Origin of the sequence: Acinetobacter sp. V115_6, from assembly GCF_031799025.1 — a bacterium.
Taxonomy (GTDB): domain Bacteria; phylum Pseudomonadota; class Gammaproteobacteria; order Pseudomonadales; family Moraxellaceae; genus Acinetobacter; species Acinetobacter pittii.
On sequence record NZ_JAVQNO010000017.1, the window covers coordinates 1 to 19,459 of the forward strand.

Annotated in this window: 23 protein-coding genes and 3 tRNA genes; 13 read left to right on the forward strand and 13 right to left on the reverse strand. The window is 39.6% G+C overall.

What is annotated here, in order from left to right:
* Positions 1–2: 2 nt before the first annotated feature.
* The 3 genes from RMA94_RS04700 to RMA94_RS04710 form a co-directional block, all read right to left on the reverse strand.
* Positions 3–75: transfer RNA gene (locus RMA94_RS04700), tRNA-Phe, on the reverse strand.
* Positions 76–201: 126 nt separating this feature from the next.
* Positions 202–277 (reverse strand) — tRNA-Phe (locus tag RMA94_RS04705).
* A 106-nt stretch (positions 278–383) separates the two neighbouring features.
* Positions 384–767, reverse strand: a complete 384-nt coding sequence (locus RMA94_RS04710; RefSeq protein ID WP_002116928.1) for a GNAT family N-acetyltransferase — start codon at positions 765–767, stop codon at positions 384–386.
* A 102-nt stretch (positions 768–869) separates the two neighbouring features.
* On the opposite strand from RMA94_RS04710, the gene hisB reads away from it, so the two are divergent.
* The 5 genes from hisB (at position 870) to hisA (ending at position 4,334) form a co-directional block, all read left to right on the forward strand.
* Positions 870–1,463 carry an imidazoleglycerol-phosphate dehydratase HisB gene (gene hisB, locus RMA94_RS04715; RefSeq protein ID WP_002116767.1) on the forward strand — a complete coding sequence of 198 codons (594 nt, stop codon included), beginning with the start codon at positions 870–872 and terminating at the stop codon, positions 1,461–1,463.
* Complete coding sequence (hisH, locus tag RMA94_RS04720; RefSeq protein ID WP_086264771.1) at positions 1,463–2,080, forward strand: imidazole glycerol phosphate synthase subunit HisH; 618 nt, start codon at positions 1,463–1,465, stop codon at positions 2,078–2,080. The genes hisB and hisH overlap by 1 nt, the downstream gene beginning before the upstream one ends.
* 151 nt (positions 2,081–2,231) lie before the next feature.
* Complete coding sequence (locus RMA94_RS04725; RefSeq protein WP_311082017.1) at positions 2,232–2,780, forward strand: DUF805 domain-containing protein; 549 nt, start codon at positions 2,232–2,234, stop codon at positions 2,778–2,780.
* 86 nt (positions 2,781–2,866) lie between these two features.
* On the forward strand, positions 2,867–3,508 hold the full coding sequence (locus RMA94_RS04730; RefSeq protein ID WP_311082018.1) for a 3'-5' exonuclease: 642 nt from the start codon (positions 2,867–2,869) through the stop codon (positions 3,506–3,508).
* A 94-nt stretch (positions 3,509–3,602) separates the two neighbouring features.
* On the forward strand, positions 3,603–4,334 hold the full coding sequence (hisA, locus tag RMA94_RS04735) for a 1-(5-phosphoribosyl)-5-[(5-phosphoribosylamino)methylideneamino]imidazole-4-carboxamide isomerase (RefSeq protein WP_311082020.1): 732 nt from the start codon (positions 3,603–3,605) through the stop codon (positions 4,332–4,334).
* A 56-nt stretch (positions 4,335–4,390) separates the two neighbouring features.
* On the opposite strand, the gene RMA94_RS04740 is transcribed toward hisA, so the two are convergent.
* Together RMA94_RS04740 and RMA94_RS04745 are read right to left on the reverse strand one after the other, a co-directional pair.
* Positions 4,391–6,082: an ABC transporter ATP-binding protein gene (locus RMA94_RS04740; protein ID WP_311082022.1), complete on the reverse strand. Its 1,692-nt coding sequence runs from the start codon at positions 6,080–6,082 to the stop codon at positions 4,391–4,393.
* 206 nt (positions 6,083–6,288) lie between these two features.
* Positions 6,289–6,840, reverse strand: a complete 552-nt coding sequence (locus RMA94_RS04745) for an XRE family transcriptional regulator (RefSeq protein WP_311082025.1) — start codon at positions 6,838–6,840, stop codon at positions 6,289–6,291.
* Between the two features lie 98 nt (positions 6,841–6,938).
* On the opposite strand from RMA94_RS04745, the gene RMA94_RS04750 reads away from it, so the two are divergent.
* Positions 6,939–7,841, forward strand: a complete 903-nt coding sequence (locus RMA94_RS04750; RefSeq protein ID WP_311082027.1) for a DMT family transporter — start codon at positions 6,939–6,941, stop codon at positions 7,839–7,841.
* Between the two features lie 33 nt (positions 7,842–7,874).
* Here the strand turns inward: RMA94_RS04750 and RMA94_RS04755 are convergent, their stop codons facing one another.
* The 3 genes from RMA94_RS04755 to RMA94_RS04765 are packed head-to-tail and all read right to left on the reverse strand — an operon-like array spanning position 7,875 to position 9,899.
* Positions 7,875–8,270 carry a hypothetical protein gene (locus RMA94_RS04755; RefSeq protein WP_009391942.1) on the reverse strand — a complete coding sequence of 132 codons (396 nt, stop codon included), beginning with the start codon at positions 8,268–8,270 and terminating at the stop codon, positions 7,875–7,877.
* 36 nt (positions 8,271–8,306) lie between these two features.
* Entirely contained in the window at positions 8,307–8,936 is a 630-nt protein-coding gene (locus tag RMA94_RS04760; protein ID WP_005078530.1) for a DUF1294 domain-containing protein, read from the reverse strand.
* Between the two features lie 12 nt (positions 8,937–8,948).
* Positions 8,949–9,899, reverse strand: coding sequence for a homoserine kinase (locus RMA94_RS04765; RefSeq protein ID WP_311082030.1), 951 nt, complete (start codon positions 9,897–9,899; stop codon positions 8,949–8,951).
* Between the two features lie 112 nt (positions 9,900–10,011).
* Here RMA94_RS04765 and hisF point away from each other — a divergent pair, with 112 nt between their 5' ends.
* Positions 10,012–10,770 (forward strand): imidazole glycerol phosphate synthase subunit HisF, encoded by a 759-nt coding sequence (hisF, locus tag RMA94_RS04770; RefSeq protein ID WP_000880078.1) that lies wholly within the window; start codon positions 10,012–10,014, stop codon positions 10,768–10,770.
* A gap of 40 nt (positions 10,771–10,810) precedes the next feature.
* On the opposite strand, the gene RMA94_RS04775 is transcribed toward hisF, so the two are convergent.
* Entirely contained in the window at positions 10,811–11,449 is a 639-nt protein-coding gene (locus RMA94_RS04775) for a hypothetical protein (RefSeq protein ID WP_311082031.1), read from the reverse strand.
* A gap of 108 nt (positions 11,450–11,557) precedes the next feature.
* Between RMA94_RS04775 and RMA94_RS04780 the strand changes: the two genes are divergently transcribed.
* The 3 genes from RMA94_RS04780 (at position 11,558) to RMA94_RS04790 (ending at position 13,590) form a co-directional block, all read left to right on the forward strand.
* On the forward strand, positions 11,558–12,562 hold the full coding sequence (locus RMA94_RS04780) for an AraC family transcriptional regulator ligand-binding domain-containing protein (RefSeq protein WP_311082033.1): 1,005 nt from the start codon (positions 11,558–11,560) through the stop codon (positions 12,560–12,562).
* A gap of 132 nt (positions 12,563–12,694) precedes the next feature.
* Positions 12,695–13,384, forward strand: coding sequence for an aquaporin Z (gene aqpZ / locus RMA94_RS04785; protein ID WP_016803075.1), 690 nt, complete (start codon positions 12,695–12,697; stop codon positions 13,382–13,384).
* A 41-nt stretch (positions 13,385–13,425) separates the two neighbouring features.
* Positions 13,426–13,590, forward strand: coding sequence for a hypothetical protein (locus RMA94_RS04790; RefSeq protein WP_081313922.1), 165 nt, complete (start codon positions 13,426–13,428; stop codon positions 13,588–13,590).
* Positions 13,591–13,600: 10 nt separating this feature from the next.
* Here the strand turns inward: RMA94_RS04790 and RMA94_RS04795 are convergent, their stop codons facing one another.
* From RMA94_RS04795 to RMA94_RS04805, 3 genes are all read right to left on the reverse strand, one after another.
* Entirely contained in the window at positions 13,601–13,843 is a 243-nt protein-coding gene (locus RMA94_RS04795; RefSeq protein WP_000476055.1) for a hypothetical protein, read from the reverse strand.
* 45 nt (positions 13,844–13,888) lie between these two features.
* Positions 13,889–14,488 (reverse strand): LysE family translocator, encoded by a 600-nt coding sequence (locus tag RMA94_RS04800; RefSeq protein ID WP_033848974.1) that lies wholly within the window; start codon positions 14,486–14,488, stop codon positions 13,889–13,891.
* Positions 14,489–14,586: 98 nt separating this feature from the next.
* Positions 14,587–15,666: a DNA/RNA non-specific endonuclease gene (locus tag RMA94_RS04805; RefSeq protein WP_311082037.1), complete on the reverse strand. Its 1,080-nt coding sequence runs from the start codon at positions 15,664–15,666 to the stop codon at positions 14,587–14,589.
* A gap of 255 nt (positions 15,667–15,921) precedes the next feature.
* On the opposite strand from RMA94_RS04805, the gene RMA94_RS04810 reads away from it, so the two are divergent.
* Entirely contained in the window at positions 15,922–16,365 is a 444-nt protein-coding gene (locus RMA94_RS04810) for a hypothetical protein (RefSeq protein ID WP_005066985.1), read from the forward strand.
* Positions 16,366–16,420: 55 nt separating this feature from the next.
* On the opposite strand, the gene RMA94_RS04815 is transcribed toward RMA94_RS04810, so the two are convergent.
* Complete coding sequence (locus tag RMA94_RS04815; RefSeq protein WP_032053315.1) at positions 16,421–18,298, reverse strand: potassium transporter Kup; 1,878 nt, start codon at positions 18,296–18,298, stop codon at positions 16,421–16,423.
* Positions 18,299–18,416: 118 nt separating this feature from the next.
* Between RMA94_RS04815 and RMA94_RS04820 the strand changes: the two genes are divergently transcribed.
* Both RMA94_RS04820 and RMA94_RS04825 read left to right on the forward strand, forming a co-directional pair.
* Positions 18,417–18,506, forward strand: a tRNA-Ser gene (locus tag RMA94_RS04820).
* A 135-nt stretch (positions 18,507–18,641) separates the two neighbouring features.
* Entirely contained in the window at positions 18,642–19,454 is an 813-nt protein-coding gene (locus RMA94_RS04825; protein WP_311082038.1) for an AraC family transcriptional regulator, read from the forward strand.
* Positions 19,455–19,459 lie beyond the last annotated feature (5 nt).

Here is a 19,459-nt window from a genome sequence, read left to right on the forward strand (position 1 = left end):
GGTGGCGAGACCCAGGATCGAACTGGGGACACACGGATTTTCAATCCGTTGCTCTACCTACTGAGCTATCACGCCGATGGCCTGTATTAAGCCGTATCTCAGAACAATAGTCAACAATTATCCTGAGTTTCTGATTTAAATGAGTATTTTTTATACTTAAAAAAAATCCCTGATGGGATCAGGGATTGAAAACACAAATAATGGTGGCGAGACCCAGGATCGAACTGGGGACACACGGATTTTCAATCCGTTGCTCTACCTACTGAGCTATCACGCCGAAGTGGGCGTATTAAACAATGTTTATAAGAAGACGTCAAGCAACTTCCGTGTTTTTTGTAACAAGTGATTATTTTTAAATCACAACCACAAAATAATAGAAGCTTTTAGTGATGTAATTTACCAATGTGAGCCAAACAGCGATGAATCGCGCCACAGCCTGGTTCAAAAGTTTTAACACCTTTTGACTCTTCTATGCGGCAAGCTTCTTCAACTAAGCGCTCAGCTACCCCACGACCACGATTCGCAGGGTGCACAACAATATATTCAAGAACCTTGCTTTCGCCTTGTCCTGAAGACCAAATTGCACCTATAATTTTGGTGTTAAATTCGGCAGTGTATAGCGTGGTATACTGTTGTAAATCTTGTTCAAGTTGTTCAATCGCATCGTGCCCGTCACCAAACTCCGGACTTGTATCATACAGTCGCTCAAGCTGATCGCGGATCTCTGAATTATCTAGAGAACTATAAGCATGTACGGTAATAGGCATTGATTAACCCTCCTGAGCAAACTATGATGCTGTCACGAATTCGTCACAGCGAAATTGTCGTTAACATCCAATCATTTTTGACGTTTTTTGAGGAACGTGTCCATGACGCAACGTATCAGTGAAGTGGTTAGAAATACCAATGAAACCAAAATTCGAGTTCGTTTAAATCTCGACGGTACTGGTCAAGGCACACTAAACACTGGAGTTCCATTTTTAGACCATATGATTGATCAAATCAAGCGACATGGCTTATTTGATATCGATATTCATTGTGACGGAGACCTCGAGATTGATGATCACCACACCGTAGAAGACTGTGGTATCACGCTTGGACAAGCTTTTGCACAAGCTTTGGGTGATAAAAAAGGTTTAAAACGCTATGGTCATTTTTATGCACCATTAGACGAAGCTTTATCTCGCGTTGTTGTCGATTTATCTGGTCGTCCGGGTTTATTCATGGATATTCCATTTACTCGTGCGCGCATCGGTACATTTGATGTCGATTTATTTTCTGAGTTTTTCCAAGGCTTCGTAAACCATGCGCTTATGACCTTACACATCGATAATTTGAAAGGTAAAAATAGCCACCATCAAATTGAAAGTGTGTTCAAAGCACTTGCTCGTGCTTTACGTATGGCATGTGAAGTTGATCCACGTGCAGAAAATACGATTGCATCGACAAAAGGTAGCCTCTAATGACACGTATCGCGTTACTTGATTATGGCATGGGCAATCTACACTCAGCGGCTAAAGCACTTGAGCATGTAGGTGCAACAGTCGATGTAACCAATGACCCAAAGTTAATTGCACAAGCTGACAAAATTGTTTTTCCGGGCGTTGGTGCAATGCGTGACTGCATGCAAGGTATGCGTGAAGCAGGTATCGATGAAGTAGTACGTAAAGCCGCTTTTAATAAACCTGTTCTTGCGATTTGCGTAGGCATGCAAGCATTACTACAAAGTTCTGAAGAAAATGGCGGTGTAGACGCATTAGGTATTTTTGACGGCGTAGTAAAACATTTCCCTCAAATGGAAGGTTTAAAAGTACCACACATGGGCTGGAACCAAGTTCACCAAATGGACCCAAGCCATCCAATGTGGAACAACATCGAACAAGATGCTCGCTTCTACTTTGTACATAGCTACTATGTCGAACCAAAAGATGAAAGCTTAGTTGCCGCCACATGTGAGTATGGTGTGAACTTCTGCACAGCCATTCACAAAGATAATTTATTCGCAACTCAATTCCATCCAGAGAAAAGTCATACTGCTGGTTTGCAGTTACTTAAAAACTTTGTGGAATGGAATATTTAATCTGATTCAAAACTGAAAAAGATCAGGTCGAGATGGCCTGATCTTTTTTTTTATTTATAATAACAACTAATCATTTATAGAATGATATTTTATTCAACAAAATATTGAATATTTATACTTTTAAATAAAACCAAATGATCAGGAAAACAAAATGAATTCACCTTTCGAAAATCAGCCACTTCAACAAGATTCCCCCTTTAAAGCTAATGGTCGTTTTGGACGACTCTCTTATGCTGCTTGGACATTCTTATTTTCACTCGTCATCGGTATCGCTGTTGTCATCATCGCTTTTACTTTTGGATTTACATCTAGTCAGGAACTAACAGGCCTTTCTATGGCAGGCATGATTGTTATCGCCATTCTTTATATTGTTTGCCTCTATGTAAGCTTTGTATTTACCATCCGCCGTTTGCATGACCGCAATAATACAGGATGGCTATCGTTACTGATGTTGATCCCTGCCGTAAACCTCATTTTTATGATTTATCTCTTTGCGGCAAAAGGTACGGAAGGCAATAATGATTATGGTCCGCAGCGCCCTACCCCTGGTTGGGAACGCGTTTTAGGCTGGATTTATATTGTCCTAATTCCACTTGCTTTTGTTTTTGCCATTGTTGCTACAATCATGGCTCCGACCTATGAAGGCTATGTTGAGAAAAGCGAAAGTGTGGTCATTGGTACACCGTCTCAGTCTCAATAATTTTTAAAGAAAGTCATAAAGCCTAGTTCTCTAGGCTTTATTCATATATAAAGCTAATAGCTCAATTCATTTGTATGCTGTTAAATATGTCCGAAGCCTCTCCCCTCCTTGATAAAGCCTCTATTCAGCAGCTCCCTCCTTTTGAAAATCTCACCTATCAAAATATTGTCGTGATTGAAAATATTGAGCAATGCAAAACTATTGAAGAAGAATTAAAAAATGCTGTAATTTTGGGATTTGATTCTGAATCTAAACCGACTTTTCGAGTGGGTGAAGTGTCAACAGGTCCACATTTGATTCAGCTTGCCACAGCAAAAAAAGCCTATCTATTTCATGTCAACTCATCGACTTTAAAATTTTTACAGCCCGTTTTGTCTAACCCTCAGCAAATTAAAGTTGGCTTTGGCCTTAAAAATGATAAACACATTTTTCATAAAAAAGGCATTGAGCTAGAAAGTTGTGTCGACCTAGCAAAAGGCTTTAGTCACTTTGGTTTTACACAGCAAATGGGGGTCCAAAAAGCAATTGCTCTGCTATTTGGGCAATATCTTGCAAAGTCGAAAAAAGTTGGAACTTCAAATTGGGCACGAAAGCCACTTACATCACAACAAATCAGTTATGCCGCTGCCGATGCTTATGCAGCTCTACTGGTATTTTTAGAGCTTCGTAAACAAAACCTATTACCGACTCACATTTCACAAACGATTCAAACTGCACTTCAAGCGTAAAGTTATAAAAGTCTTTTCTAAGGCTTAGCGATTGATCAATACTTTGCTAAGATGTGCACAATTTCATAATCATGATGAAGCAAGGAGCGGAAGCATGCTAATCATTCCAGCAATTGACCTGAAAGATGGTAAATGTGTGCGTTTAAAACAAGGGCGTATGGAAGACGATACCGTTTTCTCTGACGATCCAGTTGCAACTGCCCAGCATTGGGTAAATGAAGGCGCACGTCGTTTGCATTTGGTTGATTTGAATGGCGCTTTCGCAGGTACTCCAATTCATAAGCCTGTTGTTGAAGCAATTGCTAAAGCTCAGCCAGAATTACCAATTCAAATTGGTGGTGGTATTCGCTCACTAGAGACTATCGAGCACTACTTAGAAGCTGGCGTGACTTTTGTCATTATTGGTACTAAAGCAGTTCAAGAACCTGAATTTGTAGAAGAAGCTTGCAAGCGCTTTGCTGGCCACATCATTGTTGGTATTGATGCCATGAATGGTATGGTTGCAACTGATGGCTGGGCAAACGTTACTGACGTTAAAGCAACTGATTTAGCAAAACGTTTTGCAGATGCAGGCGTGTCTAGCATTGTTTATACAGATATTGCGCGTGATGGCATGATGCAAGGTGTAAACGTTGAGCAGACTGTAAACTTGGCTGAATACTCAGGCTTACCAGTGATTGCTTCTGGTGGTGTTACCAACCTTGATGACGTTCGTAACTTAAAAGGTCAACCGGGCATTTTAGGCGCGATCACAGGCCGCGCAATTTATGAAGGTACTTTAAATCTTCGTGAAGCTCAGCTTTTGTTGGATGAAAACCGTCTTTAATTCTTAAGATGTAAAAAAAGAGCCGCTTTAGGCTCTTTTTTATTTTTTGATTATCTTTAGTTTAATAACTTTTCTAAATCGATTACCTCATCCGCAATTTCCATCGCATACGGTGAATGCGTAATCATGATCACGGATGGAACAACCTGCTGAATATATTCAAGTATATTTTTTGCAGTATCTAGATCCAAGGCGGCAGTTGGTTCGTCTAGGATGATGAGCTGCGGGCGAGCTAAAAGACCTCGAAGAATGCAAATTCTTTGCTTTTCTCCTCCTGAAAAATTCTTATAAATTTCAGCTAAATCATCATCGAGCGTTAGTTGATGCTTTTTCAAAATATGTAATAGATTAAATTGATCAAGCATCTGAAGTAAGTAAGAATCCTCATATATGTGCGAGGAGTTATAAACTAAATTATCTCTAAGGGAATAAGGAAAAATAACTGGTTGCTGTGCAACGTAAACAACCTCATCAAAAATATGCTTAGAGAAATTTTGGCTAATATCAATATTCTTATAGCAAAGCTGCCCTGATTGAATCTGGTAGACACCCATTAAATAATTCATTAGAGAAGTTTTTCCCAAGCCAGTTTGCCCAATCACTACATACGTTTTATTGGGTAATATTTTTAAATTAAAATGATCTACGGCTCGTTTCCCAAGTAAAAATTTAGCATTTATAAATTGAAAGAGAACGTTAGAGTCTTGAACGATAGAATGCGTATAATTTTCTTTATTGAGATCAAAGTATTTTCGATATTTTGCCAAGGCGACAAAGTTGCCATTTAAACGCATCAAGCTTTGGGAAACCGCCAGAAATGGATTGGTGAGTTGAATAATATAGGTACTTATCAATACAAAAGCACCCGGTGTAAGCTGCTTTTCAGTTGAAAGAAATACGGTAAATAACATAAAAAAGAGTAAAAAAAGAAAGATCAGGAACAATTGAGAAATCATCAATAGCCCTATTTTCTTGTTCCTATCTTTAGCTGTTTTGATGAATGAGTCTAACGTGGTATTAAATTTTGATAATTGGAACGGTACTGCATTTTTTACTTTAATTTCATATGAATTTGAGATCTGATGTATCAAATGGCTATTTACCTGATTATCTTGTTGATACATCGAATCGAATAAAGAACTGCTTGTTTTATTGATATGAAAGGAAACTAAAAAAATAACAATAGCTACCAATAAAAAACTGATACTAAAAAGTAAGCTAATGGTTGTAAATAGCACTGCAAAGATCATAACCAATTGAAAAATGATCGGTCCCAAATGAAGCAATAACGTTAAATTAATCTCACCAAAAGCAGAACTTCCTCTTGCAAGATCACTGATCACTGTTCCAGCCTCAATTTGATCTTGCTCATCTTTTTTAAGATTTAAATAATTTTTTAGTCCCGCAAAGATTAATGCACTTTTGAAATCAACCATCAAATAAGCACTAAAAATATTTTTCGTCCAATTACATAACTCATTCGCTAACCATGCTGCCGCATATGCGAGTACGATTAGATATAAGAAATTAAATGGAAGTCGAATATCTAGTGAAAAGTTATATGCCTGTGCAGAGTAATCAATAATAATTTTTAACAAGTATGGCAATAATGTCGTAAAGAATGCTGTAAACATCACTAATAAAAACATGAGAAACATACTACCTTTCTGTTTCTTATAATTTTCTTTAGAAACCTGCCATAAAAATTTATAGTTTTGAATATCTTGTGAACTTAATAAAAACTTCATTTCTGTATCTTTTTTCTATTAAAACGAGTTAAAAATAATTTCATTACACAAGAAATATCATAACTTGCCTTATTTACTCTTATTCATATTTTTTGTTTAAATTGAATTCGTAGGTTTTTAAGATAGATCATATGCATCATATATGCCTTCAATAAACTGCATAAATTTTAAAAACATATATTTTATTAAAAAGCTTAAATTCCAAATCAATACACCACATTACGAGTAAATTTAAGCACTTGGTTACCACTATTGATATAGGTATAAGTAACAGAACTTTCAAAAATGAAAGATGAACCAGCAGGTATTATTTTTTTGCTGTCTGTAAATTGTATGGTCAACTCACCTTCTAATACGTAAATAATTTCCTGCCATCCATCTGCATCTGCTTCCGCAACGTAAGACTCCCCTACAGCCAAGGACCATATCCAAAGTTCAACTTGGGAACGAGATGGAACTGAAGCGAGTAAGGTTGCTTTACTTTCTTCATCTTCACCCTGCCAAGCGAGTGCATTTACTAGGGCATGTTCTTTATGCTCAGGTGCACTCACAATCGTTTTAAAATCCACACCCAGCACTACCGCAATCGCATCGAGTTTGGCCAAACTAATATTAACCTGCCCTGTTTCCAAAGCAGCAATGGTACGTCTACTCACACCTGCCCGATCTGCCAAATCTTGCTGGCTCAAATCTCGCTCATCTCTTAAGGAACGAATATTTGTGCCTACATGCTGTAAAACGGTACTCGACTGGCTCATAAATTAAAGTAGTATATAAAATATGAGCAATATATTGCACAAAACAAAAGAATAGCGCAATATGTGCAGTATATTGCACAATTTAATTTAACTTGAGTATGTCACCAATTTCTCTGAGTTCAAGCAAAGCTCCACAGTTAGCACTCATTTTGATTACGATCATTTGGGGGGGAACATTTCTTACTGTGCAGTATGCACTGCATTTTTCATCACCTATGTTTTTTGTAGGCTGTCGTTTTGCTGTAGCGGCTCTTACTTTGATTCTTATTTCATTAAAAAGCATGAAAGGTGTCACTTTAAAAGACTTAGGTGCGGGTTGCGCGATTGGTCTTGTAATTGCGGCAGGCTACGGCACCCAGACCATTGGCCTACAAACCATTCCGAGTAGTGAATCAGCATTTTTAACAGCGCTATATGTTCCACTTGTTCCTATTTTAATGTGGCTCATCTTTAGAAAAACTCCACATATTATGACTTGGGTGGGAGCAGCTCTGGCTTTTGCTGGCCTTGTTTTATTAACGGGCAATGGTTTTGAGCAAATTTCCTTAAGTTTTGGGCAGCTTTTAACAGTACTCGGCGCCTTTGCGATTGCTTTAGAAATTATTTTTATTAGCTACTTTGCCGGAAAAGTAAATTTACGCCGCGTCACAATCATTCAACTTGGTGTCGCTTCTCTACTTTCTTTTGCCATCATGCCTATGGTAGGTGAACATACGATTCCAGCATTTTCATGGCCCCTAGTACTGATTGCTGTTGCATTAGGTTTAGCGAGTGCGCTCATTCAATTTGTTATGAACTGGGCTCAACGTGTGGTTGATCCTTCACGTGCTGCAATTATTTATGCAGGCGAACCTGTTTGGGCGGGCATTATTGGCCGAATTGCAGGTGAGCGTTTGTCAATGATTGCCCTTCTTGGTGGGGCTTTGGTGGTATTAGGCGTTTTAGTCAGTGAGTTAAAAATTAAGTTACCAATTAAAAAAGCTAAAAGAATTCGAGAATAAAAAAAGAGAGCTTAACGCTCTCTTTTTTATTTATTAAGGTTGATACATCGGACGGTTATCATTTAGCGCAATCAAGCCGCGAATTGCACGATATACAATCCAGATCCACGCAGCACCAATTACGCCCACACAGAATACGGTCGATGAAACGGCAACGCCTGCAAATAGATTAGTATTTTCGCCCGTAAAGAACAGGAAAATAAACGGCAGAAAGGCAATAATATTCCAAGCCAGATACCACCAGAATGTTCTGATTTGCCATGTAAAGTGGCTCGCGAAAATCGAGCCTTGTACATCAGAACGTTTTACGTAGTTAATAATTAAAGCAATAACCGCAAGTAAGCCGCCTGTAAAAATGGCAACAATATAAAGTACATATAAAATAAGTGTTAAAGTACGATTTGGATCTTGGTCGATAGAACTATTCATTTTTATACCTCTCAAGTTTAATAAAACGATTTACTTTTATGAGCCCCGCAATACGTTTAAGGGAGAAATTAGCCACAAAATCAAAAGTAAATGAAAGAATATGGTACAAAAATAAATCTTACGAAAGGGTTGTTTTTGTGTTTTATGTCTCAGTTTTTGTTGTGCCCACCATGCAGCTGGCCAACCTCCTAAAAAGCTAACAATGTGCAATGTTTGTTCAGGTACACGGCGATTACCCAATTGTGCGGCTTCTTTATCTTGAGAATAGAGCCAATAACTTAAGGCATTCATCATTAAAACAAATAACAAGGTGTAGGCGGGTAAAATATGAATAAAACTCATAATTCCCATTAAAACGAAATAAAACACGATCCCCATTTGCATTGCAGACCAAGGGTTAGCTTGAAAAGAAGATTCTGCTTTTGCAGGCTTGGACGCTTTTCGAGTTTGAGATGCTTTTAAATAGGTGACCTGCTGAGCACGAAAACGGCCTCGTTCATCGAGAATCACCCGATATTCCAGTGCACAGCCAATAATTGGCCGAGGTCCGGGGCGTGCAAAATCTTTGATATGCAAAAAGACTCGCTCTTTTTCAGCATCATCCGGCTGAATAAAGCCATAACCTTTTTCGTCGAACCATTCGACTAAACGCCCCTGATCTCGCATCTTTATTCCCTTTTATGCTTTTACATGACTTAAACGGTCTTGCATCATTGCTCGCATTTCTTGCGGGTCTTTTTGCAAAATGTCATCGCCGGTACGTCCTTCTTCTTTATTTTTTTGAGCAACTTGCAAACGCATTGACCAAAAACGGCACGCTGCCATTGCCAAGAATACATCTAAACATGCAAGCTCATCTGATGTAAGCGTACGAACTTTTTGGTATGCCGCTAAGTAAGCTGCGACTTTGTCTGAGTTTAAATGCGCTGCTGGATATTCGGTACAAAAATCATTAATGGTAATCGCAATATCAAACAGCAACTCATCTTGATTTAACTCGTAAAAATCTAGAATACCTTGTAGTTGCTCGCCTTCAAACAAAGTATTGTCGCGGAACAAATCAGAGTGAATAAAACCTGTTGGTCGATTTGAATACTGCGCTGTTTTCGCATTAAAAGCTTGATAGACCTGCTCAAGTAAAGTTTGGTCATCTTGAGTCATGCTTGGTTTAAGCTGCTCTGCAACACCTGTCCAATATTGATGATCACGGCGATATTCACGTTCAAGCGGAAAATCTTGTAAAGCTACATGTAACTTCGCCTGTGCATCTGCAATTGCAGCAACTTGGGCTACTGTAGTTTGCATGGGATGGTGCCCCATTAAACGTGGTGCAATTTGTGCAGGCTTGTCTGCAATCACATGAACCGCTTGTCCGCTATGTTTTAACGGCACTGCAACAGGTACATTATGAGTCCCTAATTGTTCAAGTACCGGAATGAGTTCGCCTGCCCCTTGTGCATCTAACTCTTCAAATACGGTGAGTACATATTGTTTGCGGTTTACATCAACCAGAAAATAATTGGTGTTTTGAATACCTCCCTGAATTGGGTTCAGCTCCAACACCTCTAATCCATAAGGTGCAGCAAAGGTGCGAACTTCATCTAAACTCAACGGGGTATAAACCGACATGGAAAACCTGCAAAAAACATCTGTGAAGTTTGATAGAATACCTCTTCCCTCCATGAAGGTGTAGCGCCTGTGTAGGAACTTTCACCAACGGCGATTATTTTTGGAAAAAGCTATGCTTGCTAAACGTATTATTCCTTGCCTAGACGTTGATAACGGACGCGTAGTTAAAGGCGTTCAATTCCTCGATATTCGTGATGCTGGCGACCCTGTTGAAGTGGCACGTCGCTATAACGAACAAGGTGCAGACGAAATTACTTTCTTAGACATTACCGCTACACATCATGGACGTGATACCACTTACCGTACTGTTGAGCGTATGGCCGAGACTGTATTTGTGCCATTAACTGTCGGTGGTGGTGTACGTAAGGTTGAAGATATTCGTGCGTTATTAAATGCAGGTGCAGATAAAGTGAGTATTAACTCGGCTGCCGTATTTAATCCGGAATTTGTTCAAGAAGCTTCTCAGCACTTTGGCGCACAATGCATTGTGGTTGCGATTGATGCCAAAAAAACTGGCGATAACAAATGGGAAATCTTTACTCACGGTGGACGTAAACCAACGGGTATTGATGCCATTGAATGGGCTGTAAAAATGGCTGACTACGGTGCGGGCGAGTTGCTGATTACCAGTATGGACGCGGATGGTACTAAAGCAGGTTACGATATTGCATTAATGCGTGCTATTAATGACCGCGTTACCATTCCAACGATTGCCTCAGGTGGTGTAGGTAACTTACAACACCTTGCAGATGGTATTTTACAAGGTGGTGCCGATGCAGTATTGGCAGCAAGTATTTTCCACTTTGGTCAATATACGATTCCAGAAGCTAAACAATATTTGGCTGAACAAGGCATCGAAATGCGCTTGTAAGCTTAATCATAATTAAAGGGGCAATATGCCCCTTTAATTTTTATGCCGCACCATCTATTTCTTTCACTTCACTAGGAAGTTCTAATTTTTCTTTTTTCTCGACCCATTTTGCTGGAAAGATTTTTTCTACAGCTTGAGTTAACGGTTTAGCAAATAAAGTAGGCAACCGAATACCCAAAGGATTTTGTTCTTTTAAATCTGCTGAAGACACCACACGTGTTCCCATTACATAGTCAAACCAAGGTTTGGTCACACACCAATTGGCGTCTTGATTAGAGTTCATGTGGTGGTCGTAATGCCATGGAATTTTACGCTTTGCCCAGTCAGGCTCTAAATGTGCACGGCGATGAATATAATAATAATTTCCTGCACTGTACCAAGCTGCGAGAGCCATGCCTTTTGAAAATGGATAGAACATTGCACTTGAAACGGTTGCCACTACAGCAAGCGAAATTAACTCATTTTTTGTTCGCCAGTTACCAACGCCCTCAACATAGCAATCATCATGAAATTGTTGTTTGCGGACTTCACGATGGTGTGCCCAATGAGATTCCATGCTTTTTGGTACTGGGCTATAACGTGGTTTTCCAGCACGGTGTACACCATGCAAAATATATTTGTGTGCTACCCATTCAAATGCATTTGCAACCGCAATTCCTGCAATAAACCCTTTTAACATCAGCTAACTCCTTTTCTTTTTATTCAGAATATAAAATTCGTTATGCTAGGTATTGACCAGAATTTATGGTTTCATTGACAAATCACGACAAGAAAGAGGTGGTTAGGGATGCCACAATTAAAAAATTATACAGGCTCAGTGTATGGAGGACTGGGGCATCTTTTAAAGGCTTACTGTGAAGCCAATCAGTTAGCTATTCCTGAACAATTAGAACAAGTTCAAAATCTGGAACGCTTTGACTACGTCGTTTGGCGTGACCTATTAGAAGTGATTTATAAACTAGACCCGAAGCCAGGTTTAGGGCTAGAAATTGCCAAATATGTGCAACCCAAACACTTAGGGATTATTGCTTACCTCGCGCTCTCTTGCGACAACTTAGGTGAAGCCTTAATTCGCTATCATGATTTTCACCGTCTGATTTATGACGGGAGCCCATTAGTGGTTGAGCTACAAGGGAGATATGGTTCTATTCGCTGGGAAGCGACTGAGCTACACCCTACCCAGCTTACCGATGAAATCGCGATTGCGTTGGTGATTCAGTTCTTACGTCTTTTTATGTCTCACCAAGATGTGCATTTGCATGAAGTGCATTTTTTAAATGCCCCACCTAAAAACATCAGGGTTTATGAACAATACTTTCAATGTCCAGTTCGTTTTAGCCAGCCCCGTACTCAATTACTCATTCCAATTACTGAAATTAATAAGCCTCTGAGCAGTGCTGACCACACGCTACAACAATTACTGGTTCAACAAGCTCAAGCGCTTTTAGAACAATTACCAAATTCGACACAACTTGATCAACGCTTACAGCATTCAATTTTGACTGGACTACAAAAGGACCAATATCAAATTGAATATATTGCAGCTCAACTAGGCCTTTCAGTCCGACAGCTCCAACGTCACTTGCAACAACAAAACACCACATTTCAGGAACGTGTACAGCAAGTGCGGTTTATGCTTGCGACTGAATATTTAAAAGATCCACATTTAAGCTTACAAGAGATTGCTCTTTTGCTTTGTTATTCAGAACAAAGTGCTTTTCAAAGAGCATTCAAGCATTGGACCAATCAAACACCACAACAATGGCGAGATCAATTTTTAGACAAAGAATAACCAACCAAAACTTACAAATCTTTTCTTGATTAAAACAACACTGAAAACAAAAATTTCATATAGTCACATGCTTCAAATTTATGTGACGTAATTCACATTAATTAAAATAGATTAAATAAATGAGTAATCAGAATGAATAAATATTTTGCTGAATTTCTAGGTACGTTTTGGCTAGTCTTTGGTGGTTGTGGTAGTGCAGTATTAGCCGCAGCTTTCCCTGAACTTGGTATTGGCTTTGCAGGTGTAGCCCTTGCCTTTGGTTTAACCGTACTCACAGGTGCTTATGCTCTAGGGCATATCTCAGGTGGACATTTTAACCCCGCGGTAAGTGTTGGCCTTTGGGTTGGCGGCCGCTTCGATGTTAAAGATTTGATTCCCTATATTGTTGCTCAAGTGGTCGGTGCGACTGCTGCTGCATTTGTTCTTTACATTATTGCTCAAGGCCAAGCTGGCTTTAGCGGTGTTGGTGGTTTTGCTTCAAATGGTTTCGGTGATTTATCACCAAACAAATTTGGCTTAGGTTCTGCTTTTATTATTGAAGTGGTACTTACTGCTTTCTTCTTAATCATTATTTTAGGTGCAACCGATCGCCGCGCGCCTGCTGGCTTCGCTCCTATTGCGATTGGTTTAGGCTTAACACTCATTCACTTAATCAGTATTCCGGTGACGAACACTTCGGTAAACCCTGCACGTAGTACAGGTGTTGCGTTCTTTGCTGAAACGGCTGCATTAAGTCAATTGTGGTTGTTCTGGGTGGCACCGATTTTAGGGGCTGTGATTGGTGCGATTATTTATAAGGTAGTTGCTGGGGATAAGGATTAACTCTTCTTAGACACAATCTACTATCGCGGAAGGTGACATGGATGTCACCTGTTGAGCAGGGGTACATGGATGTACCCTCTGATCAACAAAGCCTTTTGTTTACTTTTGGGCTTTCAAAAGTAAAAAGTGTCTATACACACTTAATAAAGTCTAACGTGGTATTAAAGACTGTATGGCAGCATGACCATACTAAATATCACGCATAGCATGCATAAATTATAAAAACGGATTATTAATTTCTTGTTCAGCTGGACGTTCAATTTTCTCAGGCAATTCTTCTTTTTCCAAAGCCGCCACCACATCATTTAAAAAGCTCTGCAATGCCTTTGCCTGTTCTAACCCGACTTTGTCTTTGGTAATTTGCAAGTTGCCGTAAATGCTGACGCAATCGACATCATTTTCTAATGTTAAATCTTCAATTGATGAAGACTCTGTACCCTTTTCAAATGGTTTAAACATAGGTCTTATCTCGTTGTTATATCTTCACAGTGTAATACGATCAATTTAAAAAAAATCGATCAAAATTAAAAGAGCCGATAAAATTAAGAAAGCTCCCATCAAGATATTAAAATATTTCAAACGGTTGCCCTGATTAAGCACCACTGAAAATTTATCACCACATAGTCCCCAAAAGAACAAACACGCGTAGCAAGTGAAGAAATAAATAATAATAAAGATCGGCAACGACTGCGGGTTTTCAATGCTAGTAAACATGGTAATGCCTGACACACAAGCCAACCAAGCCTTGGGGTTGAGCCACTGTAACAAGAAACCATCTTTAAAATTAGGAATAATAATTTGCTCTACAGGAGCACTTGAAATGGAAATATTGGCGGCAGCAAGAATAATTTTTATGCCTATATAACAAACAAATAGCGTTCCACAAACTGCAAGAATTTTTAATACAACAGGAAACTGAGTTAATAAACTCTGAAGACCAAATGCCATAAAAATTAAAAGCAAGGTAAAACCAATTGTGGCGCCTGAAATATAGGGAAGCGATCTTTTTAAACCGTGATTTAAACTGGTTGATAAAATGACAGTGTTTACTGGCCCTGGGGTTATAGACATTGCAAATGAAAAAAGAAACATCGAGGCAAACATTGTTATTGTCCTTATTAAAATAGAATCCATAGACAGATCTGTCTATGGATTCTATTTTAATCAATTACGGTGTTGCAATAACAATCAAAAAAAGCTGCTTATTTCATTATTTGCAAGAAATAGTTCACCAAGGCTTCTACCAGTTGTTTCACAATCGCCTTTCTCGTTTCTTCGTCAATTGTTGGAACTTTTGCTTCCATTGGCTCCGAAGAACCAGTTTTTTGCTTTTTGAATTGGTCTTGTAGCGCTTGAATTTGGTCAGCGTTTAAGTCTTGCTCACACTGACTTTCACCATCCCAGTGTAAATAGTCTAGCTTTTGATTTGGCTTAACTTGGCCCGCTGTTAAAGGTAGACGATAGACATTACGCTTTTGTTGCTCGGTTAACTGCGGGAACAGGTTAACGCCTAAGCGCTCCTCAAGGTAGCAAACACTCACAACCTTTACTTGTAGAGAATTATTGTTAGGTGCGTAATAAGCACCGATCGCGCCAGTTTTTGGCATATACACCGCTTTATAAACTGCGGTAGGAACAATGACACCCTGCCCAATCGTCTTAAGACGTTTGCCTTCAAAAACAGGACCTGTCACTACATAAACATCTTGTTTTTGTTTAGTGGCAATAGCACGGGTCGCTTCTTCGAGCTTACGCCATACTTCTTGGTTATTTTTAGGGGCTTGAGGCACCATGTTGCTGAGCGAGAAACTATCAGATTGGGATTCTTTATTTGGCATATCACCGTTAGGCGCCATATGTCCGCGGTCATAACCTGAACCGCGATAGTCACTTAACAGTGCCCGATGTTTTTGAGCAACACGGGTTTCTTCATGGAAGTTATCTTCACGCTTAATTTTGGTACTCAAACGTTCTGCATTTAAATGCTCAGCCGACCACAACGGCGTTTTAGAAATGCCTGAATACAAAACGTTAAAGCCATTAAAACACAGCGGATAACTGTCTTTTTTTAGGCTGTCTTTATTTAAAGCAGGTGGAACTTCACGATAGAACTGATTAAGACAAGTCGAGTTAGTCGTTAAAGGTGAAAACCACTGCGAAATCTTTTCACTACCAAAAGCAATCGCAAAACTTCCAGCCGCAATACAAGCAAGAATAATCTTGCCAAAATGCTGACTTATAGAGAATGAGTTTGTACCTTTACTACGTTTTTTACTTGCCATGTTTCTATCAATACCACTGTCCACACGCAGCTTAACAATCCTGCTTTTTTAAGTATATCTCTTATCTTTCAAATGGTTAAAACATGGTCATCTTTTTTGTAACTCCATTACCCATTACGTAACAATCTGTTGGAATTATGAGAGCCTTTGGCTATTGAATTGCGCCAATTGCGTATCTTTCGTTGAAAAAGACTGATCGCTTATGACATGGTTAGCTCCACAAATTTGGATAAAAATATAATCGGAGTCCACTTAATGATCCATTCAAAGATTATTGGTATTGGCGTAATCACGGGATTATGTAGTATGGCCGCTTTGGCTGAGCCAGCAGTGCAGCCAGGAGATACTTTAGAAAGTTTGTCTAAAGTAAAAGTAACCACAACCGTAAATGGCCAACCTGGCTCTATTAGCGATTTAGTCAATAGCGGACAAGTACAGCAAGTTTCTGCTGCACCAACAAATGCAGCGCCTACAGGTGCTCCTATTCCTGCGGACGTTCCACCAGCACCTCCAGCAGGCGGTGAAATGGCACCTCCTGCAGCACCAACTGATGCAGTGCCACCTGCACCGAACCAAGCGCCTCCAGCGCCACAAGATCCGAACACTCCACCGCCTCCGGCAGATCCAAGTCAGTCGGCAGACCCGATGGCAAAAGATGGTGCTTTACCAGCAGATGCACCTATGCAACAAGCTCAATAATCAGAGCCATAAAAAAACCAAGACTTATGTCTTGGTTTTTTTATTACATCAATTTTTATATTTCGATTTGACTACCTAACTCAACCACACGGTTGGTTGGAATTTGGTAGAAGTCACTCACCGGACTGGTATTACGCTGCATAGAGATAAACAGTTTTTCTCTCCATGGAGACATACCATCGCCCACCGAATGAACAATACGATCACGGGAAATGAAGAAGCTGATGTGCATCAAGTCATACTCAAGACCAAGCTGTTCATAGGCTTGCATCAATGCTTTTGGTACATTCATTTCATCTTTAAAACCGTAGAAGATTTTAATACGGAAGAAATGTTCAGCTAATGTTTCTGTCGTAATACGCTCTTCAGGTTCAACATAAGGCACATCTTCAATCACTACAGTGACCAAGATATTACGCTGATGCAGCACCTTGTTATGCTTAATGTTATGCAGCATGGCATGTGGCACAACGTTTGGCGTACCCGTCATAAATACTGCATCACCCGGCACCCAGTGCACGCTATTACCAATACTTTTTACAAACAAATCGAGCGACAATGTATCGTGTTCAAGCTTGGCAAAAGTAAGCTCACGACCACGTTTCCATGTCATTAAAATGGTCACGGCAATCGCACCAATCAGTAGTGGCACCCAACCACCCGACAAGATTTTAAGTGAAGTTGCACCGACTAATACCGACTCTAAAATAAAGAACGGAATAATCAGGAGCAGCACTTTTGGCAGGCTCCACTTCCAAGCTGAATAGATAAATACCGCAACCAAAATCGTGTCACACAGCATGGTTAAGGTCACAGCTAAACCATACGCACTTGCAAGGTTCGAACTGCTTTTGAAGATCAAGATTAGGATAATAATCGCGATTAAAAGTAACCAGTTTAAGAAAGGAATATAGATCTGGCCTTCTTCAGACTCAGACGTATGTTTAATACTTAAACGTGGTAAATAACCCAATTGAATCGCTTGGCGCGCAAGAGAAAACACCCCAGAAATTACAGCTTGAGAAGCAATTACCGTTGCCATGGTCGCCATAATAATCATTGGGTAAAGCGCCCATTGCGGCACCAATAAATAGAACGGGTTTTCAATTGCCGCTGGGTCTCTGAGCAATAATGCGCCCTGTCCTGCGTAGTTTAAAACCAAGCATGGCAACACCACAAAGAACCATGCCATACGGATTGGTACTGGTCCGAAGTGGCCCATATCGGCATAAAGTGCTTCACCACCCGTTACCGTTAACACCACAGCGCCCATAATGAAAAAGGTCATTACTGGATGATGATAGATAAACTGAATGGCCCAGTGTGGACTGAACATCCCCAACACCACAGGGGTCTGAATAACACTGTGAAGGCCTAATAATCCTAAAGATAAAAACCACACCATGGTGATCGGGCCAAAAAACTTACCGACAAAGGCCGTACCGTGTTTTTGTACCAAAAACAAAGAGATGATAATGGTAATCGCAATCGGCATGATGAACGGGTCAAACACATCGGTGGCTATAGACAAGCCTTCGACGGCTGACAATACCGAAATGGCTGGGGTAATAATACCGTCACCAAAAAATAGCGATGCACCGATAAAACCAATGGCAATCATGTAGATTTTTTTGTTGTCGGCAATTTTGGCTTTACGTAAGTTCAATGCGAGTAAGGCCATGATCCCGCCTTCGCCGTTGTTGTCTGCACGCATGACAATAGCGACATACTTGATGCTGATGATCAGCATTAAGCACCAAAAAATAATAGATAAAATTCCTAATACGTTTTCAGGCTGAATTCCCAACCCATGCGCTGCATGGAAGGACTCTTTCAAGGCATAGAGCGGACTTGTTCCGATGTCTCCAAAGACCACTCCAAGAGCTGCCAAAGCCGTGGCAGGCAAGGTCGCTTTTTTGGCCGTATTTTGCATTGTGTAATTAAACCAATATGATTTTTAGCGCAATCTTATCACCTCTATTATTTTTTTTCTGTAATGCTCGTCTTAAATCTTGGCAGGACTCGTTTTTTTAGTTACTATCGCACGCCTTGGTGAGGTGTCCGAGTGGCTGAAGGAGCACGCCTGGAAAGTGTGTATACGTTTGCGCGTATCGAGGGTTCGAATCCCTCTCTCACCGCCAGAATTAAAATTTAAAGAAGCTTAAACTTAAAAGGTTTAGGCTTTTTTAATGGCTCAAACATTAAAAATAGCCAAAAAATATTGATAATTTTTATATCCATCACAAAACTTAAATTTTATTAAGCATTTAAATTCAATGAAGAATCTTATTTCTTTAGCTAAAAAAAGCCTGCTTGAGCAGAGTAACGTAAACCTGCCTTTTGCGGTCTATTCAGCTTACCAAGAGCAAAAAATCACAAACGTTCCGATTTTTAAGCCCTTACTGATTATTGTTTTGAGTGGATATAAAGAACTTGGAAAAACGGAAAATATTAACTGTGAAGCTGGTTCTTTTATTTTTTTAGCCAACAGCTCCAGCATTGATATGCGTAATATTCCAGATCAAGAAGAATATTTCGCTCTTCTTATCGAGTTTGATTTTGAAGATTTTAATGCTCTTCCTCAAATCATCACCGCTCCTCAAAACTATGTTCAAGGCGAGCTTAATCCTCTTTTAGAAAGTGCCCTGCATCAATTTATTGACTTCTCTTTAATTGCCCCGCCTTCTGCGTTTAAATTTAGAAAAAGGGAGCTTTTAGACCTTATTTATTATTCTGGTTACACCGATATCTCTAATCTAAATATGACTACAAGCTTGAGTGAAAAAGTTCAGGCATTAATTTCTGATCATTTATCTACGGAACTCACAGCTGAATTTATCGCATCTCAACTTTTTATGAGTTCATCGACTCTAAGAAGAAAACTAAAAAGTGAAGGAAACAGCATTCAGGACATTCGTAATAGAGTAAGACTAGGCCATGGATTGCATCTTATTCAAACCACCAACTCCAGTATTGGAAATATTGCTTTTGAATGTGGCTATCAATCTCAATCTCGATTTACTGAACAATTTAAAAATTTGTTTGGTCTTACACCACGTGAACTACGTAAAACCAAAATGCTCACTTAGGGCGA